At 57.4% G+C, this 16,450-nt stretch carries 15 protein-coding genes; 4 read left to right on the top strand and 11 right to left on the bottom strand.

Annotated features, from left to right (window positions below):
* Positions 1-891: 891 nt before the first annotated feature.
* Positions 892-1,215: a hypothetical protein gene (locus Q9R34_RS11440; RefSeq protein ID WP_434123814.1), complete on the bottom strand. Its 324-nt coding sequence runs from the start codon at positions 1,213-1,215 to the stop codon at positions 892-894.
* 199 nt (positions 1,216-1,414) lie between these two features.
* Between Q9R34_RS11440 and Q9R34_RS11435 the strand changes: the two genes are divergently transcribed.
* Positions 1,415-2,110 (top strand): B3/B4 domain-containing protein, encoded by a 696-nt coding sequence (locus Q9R34_RS11435; RefSeq protein ID WP_485893771.1) that lies wholly within the window; start codon positions 1,415-1,417, stop codon positions 2,108-2,110.
* 58 nt (positions 2,111-2,168) lie between these two features.
* On the opposite strand, the gene Q9R34_RS11430 is transcribed toward Q9R34_RS11435, so the two are convergent.
* The gene (locus Q9R34_RS11430; protein ID WP_434123726.1) at positions 2,169-2,894 is read right to left on the bottom strand and encodes a YoaK family protein; all 726 of its coding nucleotides are present in this window, start codon (positions 2,892-2,894) and stop codon (positions 2,169-2,171) included.
* A 289-nt stretch (positions 2,895-3,183) separates the two neighbouring features.
* On the opposite strand from Q9R34_RS11430, the gene Q9R34_RS11425 reads away from it, so the two are divergent.
* Positions 3,184-4,176, top strand: a complete 993-nt coding sequence (locus Q9R34_RS11425) for a sugar phosphate isomerase/epimerase family protein (protein ID WP_485893768.1) — start codon at positions 3,184-3,186, stop codon at positions 4,174-4,176.
* Positions 4,177-4,216: 40 nt separating this feature from the next.
* On the opposite strand, the gene corA is transcribed toward Q9R34_RS11425, so the two are convergent.
* Both corA and Q9R34_RS11415 read right to left on the bottom strand, forming a co-directional pair.
* Entirely contained in the window at positions 4,217-5,182 is a 966-nt protein-coding gene (corA, locus tag Q9R34_RS11420) for a magnesium/cobalt transporter CorA (RefSeq protein ID WP_485893766.1), read from the bottom strand.
* A gap of 126 nt (positions 5,183-5,308) precedes the next feature.
* The gene (locus Q9R34_RS11415) at positions 5,309-6,436 is read right to left on the bottom strand and encodes an acyltransferase family protein (RefSeq protein ID WP_485893764.1); all 1,128 of its coding nucleotides are present in this window, start codon (positions 6,434-6,436) and stop codon (positions 5,309-5,311) included.
* Positions 6,437-7,098: 662 nt separating this feature from the next.
* Between Q9R34_RS11415 and Q9R34_RS11410 the strand changes: the two genes are divergently transcribed.
* On the top strand, positions 7,099-7,845 hold the full coding sequence (locus tag Q9R34_RS11410; protein WP_485893762.1) for an SGNH/GDSL hydrolase family protein: 747 nt from the start codon (positions 7,099-7,101) through the stop codon (positions 7,843-7,845).
* On the opposite strand, the gene Q9R34_RS11405 is transcribed toward Q9R34_RS11410, so the two are convergent.
* The 7 genes from Q9R34_RS11405 to Q9R34_RS11375 all read right to left on the bottom strand — a co-directional run bounded on the left by Q9R34_RS11405 (position 7,842) and on the right by Q9R34_RS11375 (position 15,700).
* Positions 7,842-8,519 carry an SDR family NAD(P)-dependent oxidoreductase gene (locus Q9R34_RS11405; RefSeq protein WP_485893760.1) on the bottom strand — a complete coding sequence of 226 codons (678 nt, stop codon included), beginning with the start codon at positions 8,517-8,519 and terminating at the stop codon, positions 7,842-7,844. The genes Q9R34_RS11410 and Q9R34_RS11405 overlap by 4 nt on opposite strands.
* Entirely contained in the window at positions 8,520-8,990 is a 471-nt protein-coding gene (locus tag Q9R34_RS11400) for a NanQ anomerase/TabA/YiaL family protein (RefSeq protein ID WP_485893758.1), read from the bottom strand.
* Complete coding sequence (locus tag Q9R34_RS11395; protein WP_485893756.1) at positions 8,987-10,156, bottom strand: sialidase family protein; 1,170 nt, start codon at positions 10,154-10,156, stop codon at positions 8,987-8,989. Before Q9R34_RS11395 ends, Q9R34_RS11400 begins: the two co-directional genes overlap by 4 nt.
* On the bottom strand, positions 10,140-11,570 hold the full coding sequence (locus Q9R34_RS11390; RefSeq protein WP_485893754.1) for a sodium:solute symporter family protein: 1,431 nt from the start codon (positions 11,568-11,570) through the stop codon (positions 10,140-10,142). Before Q9R34_RS11390 ends, Q9R34_RS11395 begins: the two co-directional genes overlap by 17 nt.
* A gap of 407 nt (positions 11,571-11,977) precedes the next feature.
* Positions 11,978-12,379: a hypothetical protein gene (locus Q9R34_RS11385; protein ID WP_434123714.1), complete on the bottom strand. Its 402-nt coding sequence runs from the start codon at positions 12,377-12,379 to the stop codon at positions 11,978-11,980.
* A 159-nt stretch (positions 12,380-12,538) separates the two neighbouring features.
* Positions 12,539-13,558 carry an ABC transporter substrate-binding protein gene (locus Q9R34_RS11380; RefSeq protein ID WP_485893751.1) on the bottom strand — a complete coding sequence of 340 codons (1,020 nt, stop codon included), beginning with the start codon at positions 13,556-13,558 and terminating at the stop codon, positions 12,539-12,541.
* Positions 13,559-13,570: 12 nt separating this feature from the next.
* Complete coding sequence (locus Q9R34_RS11375; protein WP_485893749.1) at positions 13,571-15,700, bottom strand: TonB-dependent receptor; 2,130 nt, start codon at positions 15,698-15,700, stop codon at positions 13,571-13,573.
* A 179-nt stretch (positions 15,701-15,879) separates the two neighbouring features.
* Here Q9R34_RS11375 and Q9R34_RS11370 point away from each other — a divergent pair, with 179 nt between their 5' ends.
* Positions 15,880-16,257: a RidA family protein gene (locus Q9R34_RS11370; RefSeq protein ID WP_485893747.1), complete on the top strand. Its 378-nt coding sequence runs from the start codon at positions 15,880-15,882 to the stop codon at positions 16,255-16,257.
* Positions 16,258-16,450 lie beyond the last annotated feature (193 nt).

The raw sequence follows: 16,450 nt of genomic DNA, 5'->3' as shown, positions 1-16,450 counted from the left end.
CGGATCGCTCCCGCTGTCTGCGAGTGATAATTAAAAAGTCATTTATGAAAAACTGAATAAATCCGTATCAATACGAATTTGAATGCAATCAGATGACGACGCCGAATCAGCCCTGACTTTTTCGAATAAATACGAATATTATTCAGGCGCCCTTATTTGGCGAATGCTTCCGTCCTGTAGAATGGTTAATAAGCCTATCTGAGCAAGCCAGAAAAACAAGAAGATTTGTAGGGGCTTTCATGACGCAGCGCAAAGCAACGCTGGAATGAGGAATAGCATCGGCAGGACTAACTACCTAATTATAGGTATTTTTTACCTGTATTGAAACAGGTGGAAGGGTTTGACCTCTTTGAGGTTGATATAAATCAAAGAACGCCTTAATAAATATTTTTATTAATCTAAAAACCCCCTTTTCGCTGCCTTTTATATTAGTGCTATGTCATCTCAACAATAATGTAAAGAGCAATAAGATTCCTGGTGGTCGTTATTAATTGCATTATATAGCGTGGTTTTCAACCTTTTGTTAGCTCGACTTGTTATTAGCCCCTGCACGCGCCGGTGCGGCGGAGTGATTTGAACAAGCGCGTTCGGGCATGCGTTGCCAGAAAATTAAGGGTTGTCTGCCCTTTGCTGCTGAATTTTTTAGCCTACAACTGGCACGATGCCGACTGTGCTTACTAACAGGATATAAGTATGATGTAACTATTAAATGCGCTTTTCTCCGGCCGTGTTACAGCCGCCATTATTCTCAGGCTTTCCTGTCGCGTCGCTTACGCCAGATGCTGGGGATAATTTCGATGGCCGCGGCGTCGCTGCGGGCGGGAAAGCGCACAGTGCGCCTGAAGGGGTGAACAGGATAAAAAAATGGCCGGTTAAACCGGCCATTTTCAGTTAGTTTGTTGCTTTATTTTTCAGGTCTTCAGCGCCCTGCTTGGTTTTGTCCCAGGCTTTTTCGCTGCCCTGCTTGGTGCTGTGCCAGGCTTTCTGCGTACCTTCGCTCACTTTGCTGGTGGTCGCATGGCTTTTGCCTTCTGCGGCGTGTTCCGCTTTCAGCTTCTGTTCAGCGCCCGCATCCTGCGCCTGATGCAGCTTCTCTTTGGCAGTATCGGCGCCTTTGTGCGCTTCAGCCACGGTTTCATCGGTAGCGTGTGTGGTAGCCGCAAAAACCGGCGTCGCCAGCATCAGAGCAGAAAGTGCAATAATGGTCTTTTTCATGATTCCCTCATTCGTTATTAAGTCCAGTTTCAGTATAGACAAATAACGCAACCGTACAGCGAAAAGCGGGTAATTTACTTCGGATTCGGCATATTCCTGGATTTTTGTCTGGTCTGCCTGCGCTAAAAGCCGCTCAGGGCGAGCAGCGACAGCCATCCGTCGCTACACTTCATGTCGTAACCCTCTACAAGGAATAGCGATGTTTTCTTTCTCTCCTGAGGTCGATCTGACCGTACTCGCGCTGGCGCCAGGCTTTCGCGCTATCAGCATTCGGGTGGAAGCGACCGCGCTGCAGCACCCGCAGGTGGCGCGCACGGCGCTGGACGCTGCCTGCCGAGCTGTCACCACCGAGGATGTGCCCTATGCCGAGGCGCATATCGCCGCCTGGCGCGACCTCTTTAAAGTCTTCGGCGCAAAACCTGCCCGCACGCCCAGTTCGGTCGAAGCGCTGCGCAAGCGGGTCGCTCGCGATGGCGCGCTGCCCGCCATCGATCCGATCGTCGATATCTACAACGCCATCAGCATTAAGTACGCCCTGCCGATCGGTGGCGAAAATGCGGCTGCCTACGTTGGCAATGCGCGGCTGGTGCGCGCCGACGGCAGCGAACGCTTCGACACGCTAAAAGCGGGCGAACCCTGCGAAGAGTCGCCCGAGCCGGGCGAAGTGATCTGGCGCGACGACCTCGGCGTCACCTGCCGCCGCTGGAACTGGCGTCAGGGCGTGCGAACGCGCCTCGACGCCAGCGCGCAGCAGATGTGGTTTATTCTCGAAAGCCTGCCGGAGATGCCGCTTGATGCGCTGCATCACGCCGCTGATGAGCTAATCGCCGGGCTGGAGGCGATGATGCCCGGCTGCCGTATCGATAAAGCGCTGCTGGGCGCAGGCTTTAGCTGATCGCACCCTGCCGCAGGCGCGGTTTAGCCAGCCACGCCTCACGCTGGCAGCACGCGCTTTACTGATTAGCCGGATTGCTATGCCTGCCCAGCAGGGTATGCAGCGCGAGAGCGATAAGCATCAGGCCGATGAGCATAATGAACGGATAGCCCAATGCGCGATAAAGCCAGATTCCGGCCACGCCCCCAGCCAGAAACGCGAGAAGCGTAAAGGCGTGTAGCCTCAAACGCTCAATATAGAGCGGCGCCTCTTTCGGCGACTCTTTACGCCTCAGCACGTCGAACAGCATCGCCAGCTCAATCCCAATATCCGTTGCGGTGCCCGATACATGGGTAGTTCTCACGCGCGCGTTGGATATGCGGGTGACGACGGCATTCTGCAGCCCCATTAAAAAGCTCAGGCATAAAATCAGCACCACGCCGGGCGAGTGCGGCGTCAGCCAGGTTTCCATTCCGCCGAGACCAACCAGACCGCCCCCCTCCACCAGAATAGTCAGGGCATAGACCTTGCGCATATTGTTACGCCGTCCGGCATTGATCAGCAGCGTGGAAAAGGCGGAGCCGGTAATAAAGAGGGCGACGATCGACACGAAGAAAATAGCCGGTGCCAGGCTTGCTTTGGCCAGATGATCCGAAAGTGACGAGACATTGCCTGTCATATTGGCGGAGAAAAAGCCGACCACCTCAAAGGCCGCGGTATTGAGTGCGCCTGCGACAGCCGCAAGCGTACAGGCGAGCTGCGTATCGGCCGCGTGGCTGCGAAAGTTTTCGGTACTGATGAGCATAGCGCCTACGATATCAACCCAGACTGCGCAGATGATCCCTCTAATGACGCCGTTTAACAAGCGAATAGCCCTGCTCTCTCTTCACCGCCGCGCCGCCAACCTTGCCCCCTTCTCAGCGGCCCAGTCATTTTTTGTGACCCACCTTACAGTTATCGCGCACTCTGCTGGCAACGCAGCCCATTCCGCCCGCACAATGGAATATATAATCCTTACTGAATATATATTCCATTACGGATTGTTAGCGCAATCCGCCCATTTCTGTCTGCATCCTGAACGGAGAATATCGGCAATGAGTGACTATAACTATCCGAAGTTTGGCGCTGGCCTGTGGCATTTCGCGAACTATATCGACCGCTACGCCGTTGACGGCTACGGGCCGGCGCTCAGCACGCTGGATCAGATCAAGCTGGCGGCCGAAGTCGAGGATCTCGCCTACGTCGATATCCCCTATCCCTTTACCCCTGGCGTCTCGGTCGCCGAGGTGAAACAGGCGCTGCAGGAAGCGGGGCTGAAAGCGATCGGCGTAACGCCGGAGATCTATCTGCGCAAGTTCTCGCGCGGCGCTTTTACCCATCCCGACGCGGCGGTGCGTGCTGAGGCGCTGGCGCTGATGAACGACGCGGCCGACGTGGTGCGTGAACTGGGCGCGAACTATGTTAAGGTCTGGCCAGGTCAGGACGGCTGGGATTACCCTTTCCAGGTGGATCACAAAAACCTGTGGAAGCTGGCGGTCGACGGCATGCGCGAACTGGCCAGCGCAAACCCGGACGTGAAATTTGCCATTGAATACAAGCCGCGCGAACCGCGTGTCAAAATGACCTGGGATTCTGCGGCGAAGTCGCTGCTCGGCATTGAGGAGATTGGGCTGGACAACGTGGGGATCCTGCTCGATTTCGGTCACGCGCTGTTCGCGGGCGAATCCCCGGCCGGCTCCGCGCAGCTGATTATCGATCGCGGCCGCCTGTTCGGCATGGATGTGAACGACAACCTGCGCGGTTGGGATGATGACCTGGTAGTCGGCACCGTCCATATGACCGAGATTTTCGAGTTTTTCTACGTGCTGAAGTGCAACAACTGGGACGGCGTCTGGCAGCTCGATCAGTTTCCGTTCCGCGAAGACCATGTTGAAGCCGCCAACCTCTCGATCCGCTTCCTCAAGCATATCTACCGGGCACTCGACAAGCTGGATATGGCGGCGCTGCAGGCGGCGCAGCTGGAACAAAATCCGCTGAAAGCGCAGCGCATTATTCAGAATGCGCTGCTCTCGTCTATCGAAGAGTAAGACGCCAGGCCGCGGCGCACGTTGCGTCGCGGCGCAGCCGCTAAAGCCATCCCGACCTGCGCAGCCGCAGCCAGAGCAGGAAGCAGCCGACGAAAGTGCCGCCCAGCGCCAGCGGATAGCCCAGCGGCGAGTTCAGCTCCGGCATTTCTTTAAAGTTCATGCCGTACATGCTGAAGATCACCGTCGGTATCACCAGAATGGCACCCCAGCCCGCCAGCTTTTTCGTCACTTCGTTCTGCTGCACCGCGACCATCGCCAGGTTAACGTGCATGGCGCTGGTGAGCATTTCACGCATATCCTCCGCATCGGTGACGACGTGGCGCGCATGATCCTGCACGTCGCGCAGATAGGCGCGCAGCGCTTTCGGCACGATATCTTCGTGCAGCCGCACCAGCTGCTGGCAAATCTCCTCCAGCGGCTGCGCCGCGTTGCGCAGGCTCAGCAGCTCGCGGCGCAGGCGATAAACCTTTTTCACCGCAAGATTATCAAACTCGGAGCGGAACAGCGCCGCCTCAATCTCATTAATTTTATCGCTAAGCGAGGCGGTATATTCGCCATAGCGATCGACGATAAAATCGAGAATACAGTAGAGCGGATAGCCTGGCCCGTGCTCGAGCATCGCGCTGTTTTGCGCCACGCGCTCGCGAATGGGCGCATAGCTGTTGGAAGCGCCGTGGCGCAGGGTGATAAGGAAATTTTTGCCGATAAAAAAGTGAGTCTCGCCCAGGTGAAGGTGTTCATTTTCCGCACTGACGGTTTTCACCACAATAAACATCGACTCGCCATACTGCTCAATCTTAGGACGCTGATGCGCGCAGAGTGCGTCCTCTACCGCCAGCTCATGCAGCCCAAACTCATTCTGGATTTTATGCATGAACGCCGCTTCAGGCTGATAAAGCCCCATCCAGATAAAGGCATCCGGCTCACTGAGCACATCACTGATTTTTTCTACGTCTAATTCCTGCCCGACCTGGCCTGGGCGATATACCATGCAATTTACAATCATGATCCCTTCGCTACACGGTTGTCTGAAGTAGTAAGAGCATAACCGCTTTTGCAGCGCTTCAATAAAGAGGTTTGTAACAGAATGCCCGCCGGACAAGGTCTAGCGGGCAGAGGCAAAGCGAGGCAATTAGCTCCGGGGATGGGTGGCTGGCAGAGTCTGCACGCGAGCCGGCTCCAGCCCAAACAGCAGCGACATCAGCGGCAGCTGCTTAATCAGCAAATAGAGGGCGGCGCTGCAGATCAGGCCGAGCGAGGTCACCACCGCGACATAGGTTATCGGCAGCGCATCGGGCAGATAGCCATCCAGCAGCCAGGCGAAGGTGATCACCAGCGGATAGTGCATGATGTAGATCACCAGCGCGGAATCCACCACGCCCTTCACCAGGCGGCTCTCTTTCATACGCAACTTCTCGAAGGTGAAAACCACCCAGTAGGAGAAAATTACCGAGAACAGGCTGGCGCAGAGCACCGGCAGATACTTCAGGCTGCTGGTGATGTTGAAGTGGAAAATGGCATAGAACACCAGCCAGCAGGCCAGCCCCAGTGCCGCCACCACTTTGGTATTGACCAGGATACTGCGCGCCTGCCGCGGGATCTGATCGCTGTTAAGGTAGAGCGCATAGCCTGCCGCGTAGAACACCATAAAGCGTGCGGTGACGGGGATAAGGTTGACCCACTCGCCGAACTCTTTCACAAAGAACTTCACCACAAAGAAGGCGTTTGCCGCCACGATCAGCGCCGCGACCAGCAGCGGGAAAGGCAGGCGGCGCATCATCGCCGCCGCGTGCTGATAGAGACTGCCCGGGATCAGGAACGACATCGCGGTCAGCGAGACCAGGAACCAGAGGTGGTGCAGCGACGTGTAGGCGCCCAGCGCGTCATGGATGGTCAGGGCTTCGCCGTCAATTTGCGCGTTGATAAGATACATTAGCCCAGGAATAAATAAGAAGGCGGAGATCAGCGGCACCACAACGCGCTTCTTGCGGTTACTGTAAAAAAAGTCAGTGCCTTTACGCAGGATGACCATGGCCGAGAACATGCCCGACAGAAAGAAAAAGGCTTCCATTCGAAAGGTATGTATAAACTCAATCAGCGCGGTAAAAGCGTCCGCCTCATTTTTTCCGGAAATATAGTACCAGTTATTCCCACCGGGAAGACTGCGTGCGGCATGGTATAAAACCCCTTCCAGAATTAACAGCGCGCGCAGGAAATCCAGGCCGATATTTCGGCTTGAGAGAAACGTTTTATTTTCCACGTTGTACCCTTCTCGATAATGCGTCAGGACCTCGCCTCTCTGCTGCCGCCCTTTTAATAGCGAGATGCAAAAGGGAAATTATCCTGACCCGGTGAAGTCGGCCGCGCAGAAATCAGAATAACCCTGTCTGGCCTGTGTAGGTAAAGCCTACCATCACTTAAGGATAAAAAGCATTGCGCGGACAGGACATTAGGAATATGCCTGGAGATTCGCGGCTCAATTAGGAAAAAGGCCAGATAGCGCAGGTAGGGAAAAATAACCAAATCAGCCTCGCGATCGTAATTTTATCTAACAAAAACAATGAAATCGAATTAGCCATTTTTAGAATGCCGCCCATGTGCGCCCTGTTGCGGGCCGCGCCCCGCCAAACGAGACGGCTGATAAGGCCGGTTAATAAAAGAAATATTGCTAACAAATGCGATTCTGCTTATTTTACTTCGCTGGCACGAAAAAAACGTCCTGTTCGCCGCGATCCGCTTAAAAAAGTGCCGCTCGATAAAATACAACCTGTTGATATAATTTTGCCGGTGACAATCGAGAGTTTTCGGGTTGTTGGCGGCCAAATTATTTTGCTACCGTGATTGCAGCCGTGGTTTAACCGCGATATTTACCGCAGGTAACAAGCCGAGAGCGATATGGTTAGAAAAAAAATGCAGTTTAAGATGGCGCTATCCATTGCGCTTACCTTCGCCGCGTCTAAAGCAGTTCTGGCGCAGCCCCCATCGCCCGACACTTTTATTATTGAAGCCTGGGGAGGATCCAGCACTAAAGGAGTACTGGCGGTGCGGGAAGCGGGTCGGCTACGCAATATCGTCAGCGAGCACAATGAAATTGCCGTGCTTAATCAGCTGCTGCAGGCGAAATATGGCAGCAGCGTGCAGGTGATCAATCGCGGCGCCCCGTCGGCGCAGGCGATCGAACTCCTGAACGGCCGTTATAAATATGAGCACAATCCCCCCTGGCAGGAGACAATGAAGCAGTCCCGCGCGCGGCTCATCCTGCTCAATTTCGCCACCAACGACGCGCGCCACTATCACTTTCACGATATCGAAAAACCCTACCAGGTGAGCCCGCAGCGCTACGGCGAAGTGATGACGGCGCTGATCGACAGCGCCAGAGCGAACGGCAAAGCGGTGGTGTTGCAGGAGCCGCATCCGCTGTGCGGCCGGGCGGAGAAATGGGATGTGGCGCCTTATGCCGCGCGGCTCGACACCGTCGCCCGCGCGGAAAAGGTGCCGCTGGTCAGCCAGTACCAGCGCATTCAACAGCTGCCTGACTGGCGCGCCATGATGTCGCCCGACTGCATTCATCCTTCAGAGCAGCTCTACCGCGTTAAGGCGCTGGAGACCTTCAAGGTGATCGAGCAGCATTTTGGCGCGCAGCTGGCGAAACTAAACCCGCGCGGTTAGCGCAGCGAGGCGCCGCCGCAAATCACCATCTCCTGACCGGTGATAGCCGCAGCCTGCGGCGAAAGCAAGAAAGCGGTCAGCGCGGCGACCTCCTGCGGCTGGATAAGCCGGCCAATCGGCGGCACGACCGGGCTGGAGGCCTCGCGGCCCGGCTGCGACAGCATCGGCGTTTCCGTCGCGCCCGGCGCCACCACGTTGACCGTAATGCCGCGCGGCGCCAGCTCCATCGCCCAGCTGCGCGCCATCCCTACCATAGCGGCTTTGGTGGCGACATACTGGGAGCGGTTAGCCGCCCCGCGCGAGGTGCGGCTGCCAATCAGCACAATGCGGCCCCCAGGCTGCATCTCTGGCGCAAAGCGGCTGGTGAGGATCTCCGCCGCGCGCACGTGCAGTGACCAGAGGCGCGAGCTGACGCCGAGGTTAATCTCACCCACCGGCGCGGCGGCCATCATGCCAGCGGCATGCACCAGCGCATCCGGCACGGGAAGATCGGCCAGCGTGCGGATAAGCGCGGGCTCATCGCTCATATCGACCTGAACGCTGCGGAAACGCGCGCTGTCGCGCGTCACCGCGCGACGACTCAGTCCTGTCACCTGCCAGCCCTGATCGAGCAGCGCGGCGACAATCGCCTCGCCAATACCGGAGCTGACGCCGGTTACTATCGCATGTGGCATCTACGCCTCCAGAAGCGAACGCGGAATTTTAAACACCGCTTTGCGCACCCTGTCCGGCTGCGATGCGGCACAGAGCGCCTGATGCGGTTCACCCGGTAGAAACACGGCAAAATCGCCGGCGCTTAAGCCTATCGAAACCGGCAGAGCTGGCGCGGCAGCGATGAACAGATCTTCCTTGCGCTCTTCATCGTCCGGCCGCGCCAGAGGCTGTTGGCTGGCGTTAATCACCTCACTGCCCGCCAGCACCACCTGAATATCGGCCCACTGGCGATGGTATTCGGTATGGCGCTGCGCCGCTGGCTCGGTCTGCGCCGGACCAATATGGCAAAACCATGACGCATCCGCGGGCTGAAAGCGACCATCCTCGCGCTGTTGCAGCGCCTCAAGCCGACACTCGTCGCGCTCAAGGATGGCGCGGAGCGCGGTGGGCAGCCCTGCCATCGCCAGCGCCTGCAGATTACCGATAATCATGATGCCTCCTTTACCCACGCCGGCGACAGGCGCACATATTTAATCGCCTGACGATAGAAGGTATACGCGATGTGCAGAGCGCCGTCGGCGTCTTGCTTGATGGTGGGATAGGAGAACTCGCGGTTGAGTTTCTGCTGGGAGTTATTGGTCATGCAGTAGCCGTCCCCTTCGTCGAGATTGCGCTGCCACGGCCAGCTTTTGCCGCCGTCGGGCGACAGCGCCACCGTCATCGGCGCGCGCGGCGCACCCCAGAACGCGCTGCGCCCTTCGCGCGCCTGCGGCTCTTTACGGCTATCGTCGTCGTCGTCGATTTCGTCATAAAGCGAGGCGCGTCGCTCCGTCACGCCCGCCGCGCTCATGTTGTTGAACACCAGCGCTAGGGTGCCGTCCTGCAGCGTGGTGACCTGCACGGAAGAGTTATTGTTGGGCAGCGTGGTCGGCTCCGGCTGTGACCAGCTTTCGCCGCCATCTTCCGACTGGCTGTAGTAGATATGGTCTGCCCAGCGGCTGCGATAAAGCGCCACCAGCGTGCCGTCAGGCAGCGCGGTAATGTTCATATGCACGCAGCCGAGGCTGCCGGGCACCGCGACGTCGCGCCAGCTTTTGCCGCCGTCGCTGGAGATCTTCACCGCGCTGACGTCATCATTGCCCACCCACTTCTCACCCGGCTGGGTGCGACAGTAGAACACCGGCAGCAGCCAGTTGCCATTCTCCAGCACGGTCATCGGCTGGCGGATAAAGGTGCCGGGCTCATTGAGCAGCGTCTCGATCGGCCCCCAGCTGACGCCCAGGTCGCGCGACTGGCGCATCCGCACGATAGCGGTATCCTGGTTGCCGGCTAGCTGCGCCGTCCAGAGCAGCCACAGCACGCCGTCTGGCGCCAGAAACAGCACCGGATTCTGTTCTGACCGCGTGGGATCGTCGGAGAGTTTTACCGCCTCGCTCCAGCGATCGGCACCGGACGCCAGCCGCGAGCAGTAAACGGAGATATCCGCCACGCCTTCCTGCGTGCCACCGAACCAGACGCACAGCAGCGACCCGTCCGGCAGCGGCAAAAGATTCGCGGCATGGTTTTGCGGGCACGGCGACGGCAGCATCGCCGTCATCAGGCGCGCATCCTGCTCTGCTGGGCGCAGCACGCCATCGCGGTTAACGGTTACGGACATATCGGACTCCCCTCTGTTCAACGCTCAGACGCGTTTTATCGATTTGTCGGTTTGGGATCAGGTAATCGATCGCCATAATGATGGCCGGCGTGACCAGCGCAATATACATATTGTTGATGCCAAACGGGTCGCCCAGCAGGTACCAGACTGATGTCGCGACGCAGGCGCCAATCAGGCCGGCGTTGGCGCCGCGCGCGCTCTTAAAGAATGGCGCGTAGAAGGCGATCACGGCCACGACCGAAATCGAGAGGCGAATGGCGCGGGTAAAGAACGAGAGCTTCAGCACCTCAGGCACCAGCAGCACAAAAACCAGCGGCAGGAAGCCGATAATCAACGAGAGCCAGCGCGTCGCTTTGAACTCCTGCTCCGGCGTCGGCTTGCGGTACGGCACATATAAATCTTTTACCACCAGCGAAGCGATGGCCAGCGCCACGGTGCTCACGCTGACAAATATCGACGCCACCAGTGACGTTGTCACCACTCCCGCCATCCAGGGATTCATATCCTGCAGGAAAATCGGCATCGCGTAGAGGCTGTTGATCTCCGGATGCAGATATTTCGCCGCCACCCCGATAACCGCAATCGCCAGGCCAATCGGCAGACAGAAGAAGAAGGCAACCCAGGTGGCGCGCTTCGCCGAGCGCACATCTTTCGTGGAAGAGATCGCCTGAATGACGAATTGCGTACAGAAGATGGAGCCAATTGTGCCGATCAGCCAGGCCACGATGGTGCTGGCGCCGACATGACCATCCCATGTCCAGTAGTAGCTGGGCATCTGTTCGATCATCGGCGTGAAGCCGCCGGTTTTATAGAGCGCAAATCCCATAATGGCGAGAATGCCAAAGTACTTCAGCGCGCTGTGCAGCATCGTGACCCAGGCGAGCCCTTTCATGCCGCCGTAGCAAAAGTAAAAGGTACTGACCACGGCGGTAATAAAGGCCGCAACCGGCAGGTTGACCTTCAGGATGGTCGAGATGGCCGCCGCGCCGCTCACATAGTTGCCGACGTTCACCAGCAGCAACGCGTAAATCATGATGACGGAGATGATATTCTTGGTGGTATTACCGTACTTTTCCGCTATCGCGCCGGAAATCGTGATTTTACCGGTGCTGTAGATACGCTTAACCAGCAGGTAGCCAAACAGCGGAAAGCCGATCGCCGCGCCGATTACCGACCAGGAGGCGGCGAAACCATCTTCAAAGGCGGCCTGCGCGGTGCCGACGGTCGATTTAGCGCCGATATATTCAGACATCAGCAGTATACCGACCACCAGCGCGGGCATGGCGCGGGATCCTTCCATAAAATCGCCGCTGCTTTTGCTGCGCAGCTGCCAGGTCAGCCAGGTGGTGAAGAGAATATAAGCCACCACGATGCCGACGATAATCAGGGTGTCTCCAGCATTGAATGTATTCATCTGAGCCTCTCTTGAGGACGAGCGAAACCGTGAGGGTTACCACCCTCGTCTCATTTCCATTAGGTTATTGCGCGTGCTGACGGGCTAGCGCGGCGCCGTGGTGACGCCTGAAGGCGGCGCGGAGGATGAATCAGGGCAGCGCGTGCTGCGGTTAAGATAGGCCACGTTGATCTCCTGTATGGATACAGATTGATTAAATTTAATCAGCGCACTTTCTTTTGAAGGCGTCTCAGGAGCATTTATAGGATAACCAGCGAAAAAATAAATTGACGGTGCTCACATATGGTCAAATATGATTATATATAATCATTAGCGGCGGTGAGCAGTGCGCAACGCATGCATGAGGAAGCGGCGGGGATAAAAAGGTGAGCAAAGCCGGTCAGGCGCTGACCGGCCAGGAGAGAGGATTAGCCTTCAACAGCCGGCGGTGTCCATTCGGTAAAGGTTGGCTTGTCGCTTTTAACTTCATAGGCGACATGCTTCACTTCGCCTTTCGCCGTGTTGACTTCAACAGGATTGATGGTGACGCGACCCAGACCAAACAGCGTAGCGACGTAGCCGCCAATTTTATGCTTGCCCGGCGTCAGGAAGAGATCTTTGCTCTGCCCGCCGTTCAGCTTGCCGGCGTCTTTGCCGTCGACGGTAACGAATACCGACGAGCCGTCATCGGTGCGCGTCATGACGTGGGAAACGCTTACCTGCGCGGGACCGGCGGTAAACGTAGGATCATCCTGGTAAGAGTGCTTTTTCGCGCATCCGGTGAGCGCGACGATGGCGAAAAGCGCTATCGGGGAAAAACGTGAAATCATTATATTTGTCAGACCTCAGCTGCGAGTAAGCCTCTATTTTAGCGCTACGTCACACTTTCTCCCACCAGACAATGCGTCAGCATGTTCCGAATTCGCCCGCTTCGCTGCTTTTTACGCCAGCCACCGCACACTTTGTTCAGTGAAGCAAAGCTGGCGATTTCAGCCTGAAATCGGCGGCAAACCGGCCAGGATTCTTTCCGCTTCGTCCACGCGCAGCGGGTAGCCATAAAAGCGCTGATAAAAGCGGCGGGTGGCGGCGATAAGGTCGAGCTGCGCAAAGCGCTGCGGATGCAGTTGCTTCGCCGCCCAGAGGATCTGCAAAGCCACTTCGGTGCCGTAGCGGTCCCAGGGAAAGACGCCCGATGGATTTTGCAGCACGCGATGCTGGTTTACCGCCTTCAGGCCGCTAAAGAGCGCCGCATAAGGCGACGCCTCAAGCCTGCCTGCGCCTGCCCCGATAATAATAATGTCGGGATCCCAGGCGATGACCTGCTCAGGCGAAACCTCTTTCATATTGCCCGTCACCGCCGCCGCCTCGTTTCTCCCGCCGGCAAGTCGGATCCAGCTGTCAATCAGCGTTTGGCTGCCGTCAACCTTCAGCGGCCGCAGCGACTGAATATGCAGCACCCGCGGCCGCTGCGCCTCGCTCAGCGAGGCGGTTTGCGTGCTGACGGCGGCGATCTGCGCGTCAAGATAACGGTTGTACGCCAGCGCCCGACGCTGCGCCTGCGGCGTACCCACCACCTGCGCGGTGGTGAGCAGCGAACGTTTCATCGACGCCACGTCGTCAAAACGCATACTCAGCGTCGGGATAGCCGCCTGGCGATAGCTTATCGCATCAGGATCCTGCGCAGGAACGAAGATGGCGTCGACGCCGCGCGCCACTAGCGCCTCGCTGGAAAAGGTTTTTCCGCGCGCCTGCAGCGCCTGATTCAGCGAAGGCTGCACCTTAAACATCCAAGGCCGGTCTGCGGGATGATTGACGGTCGCAACGATCAGGTCGCCCGCGCCCAGCGTCATCAGCAGCGAATGGTGCGCATACCAGGCGTCGGCGATGCGGCGCGCCGGATGCGGCAGCTCGACCTGCTGCCCCAGGTCGTCGGTTAGCGTGGCGGCAGCGGCGACGCCCGCCGTCAGGCTCAGCGCTAGCGCCAGGCTGGCCCGCAGTAACGTTTTCATTATTCAGATTCCTTAAAAATCGAGCTGCATCGAGAGTTGCACCTGACGCGGCGCGCCGAGCGAGGCGCTGGCATAACCGGCGCCGCTGTAACCATTGAGGCCGCCCGGCACGATATTGGTCCAGTAGTGACGATTGGTCAGGTTAGTCACATCGAGCCGAAACGTGGTTGCGGTGTTCATCAGGCGGGTTTGATAAGCCGCGCCCGCGTCGAAGGTGGTATAGCCGCTTACCCAGCCGCTGTTGGCATTGTCGGTGGCGCGCCGTCCGACATAGCGCGCGCCGCCGTGCAGATCGGCTCCGCTGAGGCCAGGCAGATCCCAGGCAGCGAAAAGGCTGGCGGTATAGCGTGCCAGCCCCACCACCTGTTTTCCCTGCGTCGCGCGGCTGCCGGTATCGAACAGGCGTGGATCGAGCCAGGTCATGCCGCCGTAGAGATGCACCCCTTGCATGACGTCGCCATCCGCCATCAGCTCCACGCCGCGGTTGCGCTGTTCGCCGTCCACAGCGTATTCGCCGCTGCCATTGGTATAGGGAAAGGGACGTTTGATCTCAAACAGCGCCGCCGTCAGTAGCAGCCGATTTACCGCCAGCTTTGCGCCAACTTCCGTCTGCTTGCTGCGATAAGGCGCCAGAATCGCACCGGCGTTGCTGGCGCCCGACGGAGCGGCGTCGCCCTGCTGCAGGCTATCCGCCCAGGTGAGGTAGAGCGTCAGCGGATCCACCGGCTTATAGACCAGGCTGGCGGAGCCAGAAAAGCCGCTGTTAGTGGATTCGCTGCTGCGCACGCCGGTTTTCGCGTAGCTGGCGGAGCTGAGCAGGCTTTCGCTGCCTGCCAGCAGCAGGCTCCACTGCGGAGAAAACTGCAGGTTGTCGCTCAGCAAAAAAGCGTGCTGCGTCGCGGTGGCGGAGTGATAGCGATTGCTGAAGTCGGGGTAGTTCGGCCGCTCAAAGCGAGAGGGCCGTTCCAGCGAGGCGCTGCCCAGCGTCGAAGTCGCGCCGTGCAGCGGATTCATATTCTTCCAGACAAAACCACGGATGCCTGTGGCGATCTGATGATGGATGCTGCCGGTATCGACTTCGCCGTTAAGATTCGCCATATAGCTATTGATGGTGAAGCGACTGGCGGTCGAGGAAGAGGTCGTCGTGGTATAGCGCCCCGCCCGATCGGTAAAGGTATTGGTGACGCCAGTCGATTCGCGGTCGGCAATCTGGCGCAGTACGCCCACTTCGCCCTGCCAGTTGCCGTCAAAGTCATGCCGCAGGCGCAGCCCTGCGGTCAGGGTATGGTTGTCGTCGCCCGCATAGGCTTGCCCAAGTCCGCCTTTTTTCGGGTCGGGTGCCGTCGGGAAGGTGAGTCCATTGCCGAGCGCGAATTTGCCCGGCAGACCTTTATCGTAATAGTGGTAATAGCTGAAGTTGATCTCCAGCACGGTATTGTCGCTGAGGTTTGCGTCCAGCGCCAGGCTAACCAGCTGGCGGCGCACCTTGCTGCCGCTGACATAGCCGCCGCCCTCGTCATCCAGCAGGTTCAGGCGATAGCGCAGGCGATCGTTTTGATCGAGCGGGCCGCTGAAATCCGCCGCGACGTTGTGGTTGCCGCCGCTGCCGCCGCCAATACGCAGACGACGCTGTGGTAAATCGGCGCCGCGCTTCGCCACAAAATTGAACAGCCCCGCCGGGTTTGCCGGGCCGTAGAGTGAACCGGCCAGGCCGTTCAGTACCTCGATATGATCGAACTGCTCTGCCGCGTAATCGGTCGTTGAGACGACGTTCAGGCCGTCGATCATGCTGTTCTGCACCACGCTGCCCTGCATACCGCGCGTCTGCGGTCGCGCGCCGTCACCCTGTACCGACGGCATATAGCGATAGAGATCGCTGACGCTTTTTAACTGCTGCTGTTTCATCAACTCGCGTGAAAGCGACTGAACAGAGAACGGCGTATTGCGTAGCGCCTGCTGGTCGGCGTTACCCAGCATGGCGCTTTTTTGCGTGGTGTCCTCGTGACGCAAGGATGAGCCCGGCGCAGCAGAAACAACCAGCGTATCGTTTGTGGACGCCAGCGCGCCCTGTGTTTGCAGGGCAGTTAAAATTAACAAGCTAAGTAAGTGGGATTTGAAACGTGCGCGGGAGAGTAATTTCATTTTTATTCTGTCAATTCTGCAGGTGATATTAACGGCGGGAAAGTGTAACCTTAATTTACCACTTTCGTTGTATTTACAATTATATAGCGAAAAAGTCATTTAACGACAGCGACATTCGGTTATGGCGCGATTAGTCTGATCAATGACGGCCGTACGGCAGATAAAATGAAGGAGATAAAATGTCAGCCATTGAAAGAATTAATTATCCCGCGCTGGGCGATGTTAAAGCGCCCTATGTCCATGCGGTAAAACAGGGAAAGACGCTTTATATTTCCGGGCTCACCGCATTCGGCAGCGACGCGCAAGCGGGCTCTCTTGCCGAGCAGGCTGAGGCGATATTTAAACAGTTTCAGCTTATTGCTCAGGCAGAAAACAAAACGCTCAGCGCACTGCTGAAAGTCACAATATTTATCACCTCTTTTGAAGATATCGACGCCCTACGCCGGGTGCTGTTTCATTATTACGGCGACCATTTGCCAGCCAGTTCATTAGTGCAGGTCAGCGCGCTGTTTTCGCCCGATCTTAAAATTGAAATAGAGGGAGTCATGGCCCTTTAGTCAGGCGCCCCGCTATTTGCCATTACGAAAAGTAATCCACTCATTACTCTGGCTCATGCGGCGACTTTCCGCTGCCAAGTCAATACGCAGCGGACGTATTTTGTTCAGTTTATGAGGTGACTCAAGGAACTGAAAAGTGGCAACAAATTTCATTTATGCAACAACCATGCAACATAAATACATCTTTATTCAG

Source organism: Enterobacter sp. BRE11 (assembly GCF_031844285.1).
GTDB lineage: Bacteria > Pseudomonadota > Gammaproteobacteria > Enterobacterales > Enterobacteriaceae > Pantoea.
The sequence above is the reverse complement of the archived record's forward strand: the minus strand, read 5'-3'. Positions and strand labels throughout refer to the sequence as shown.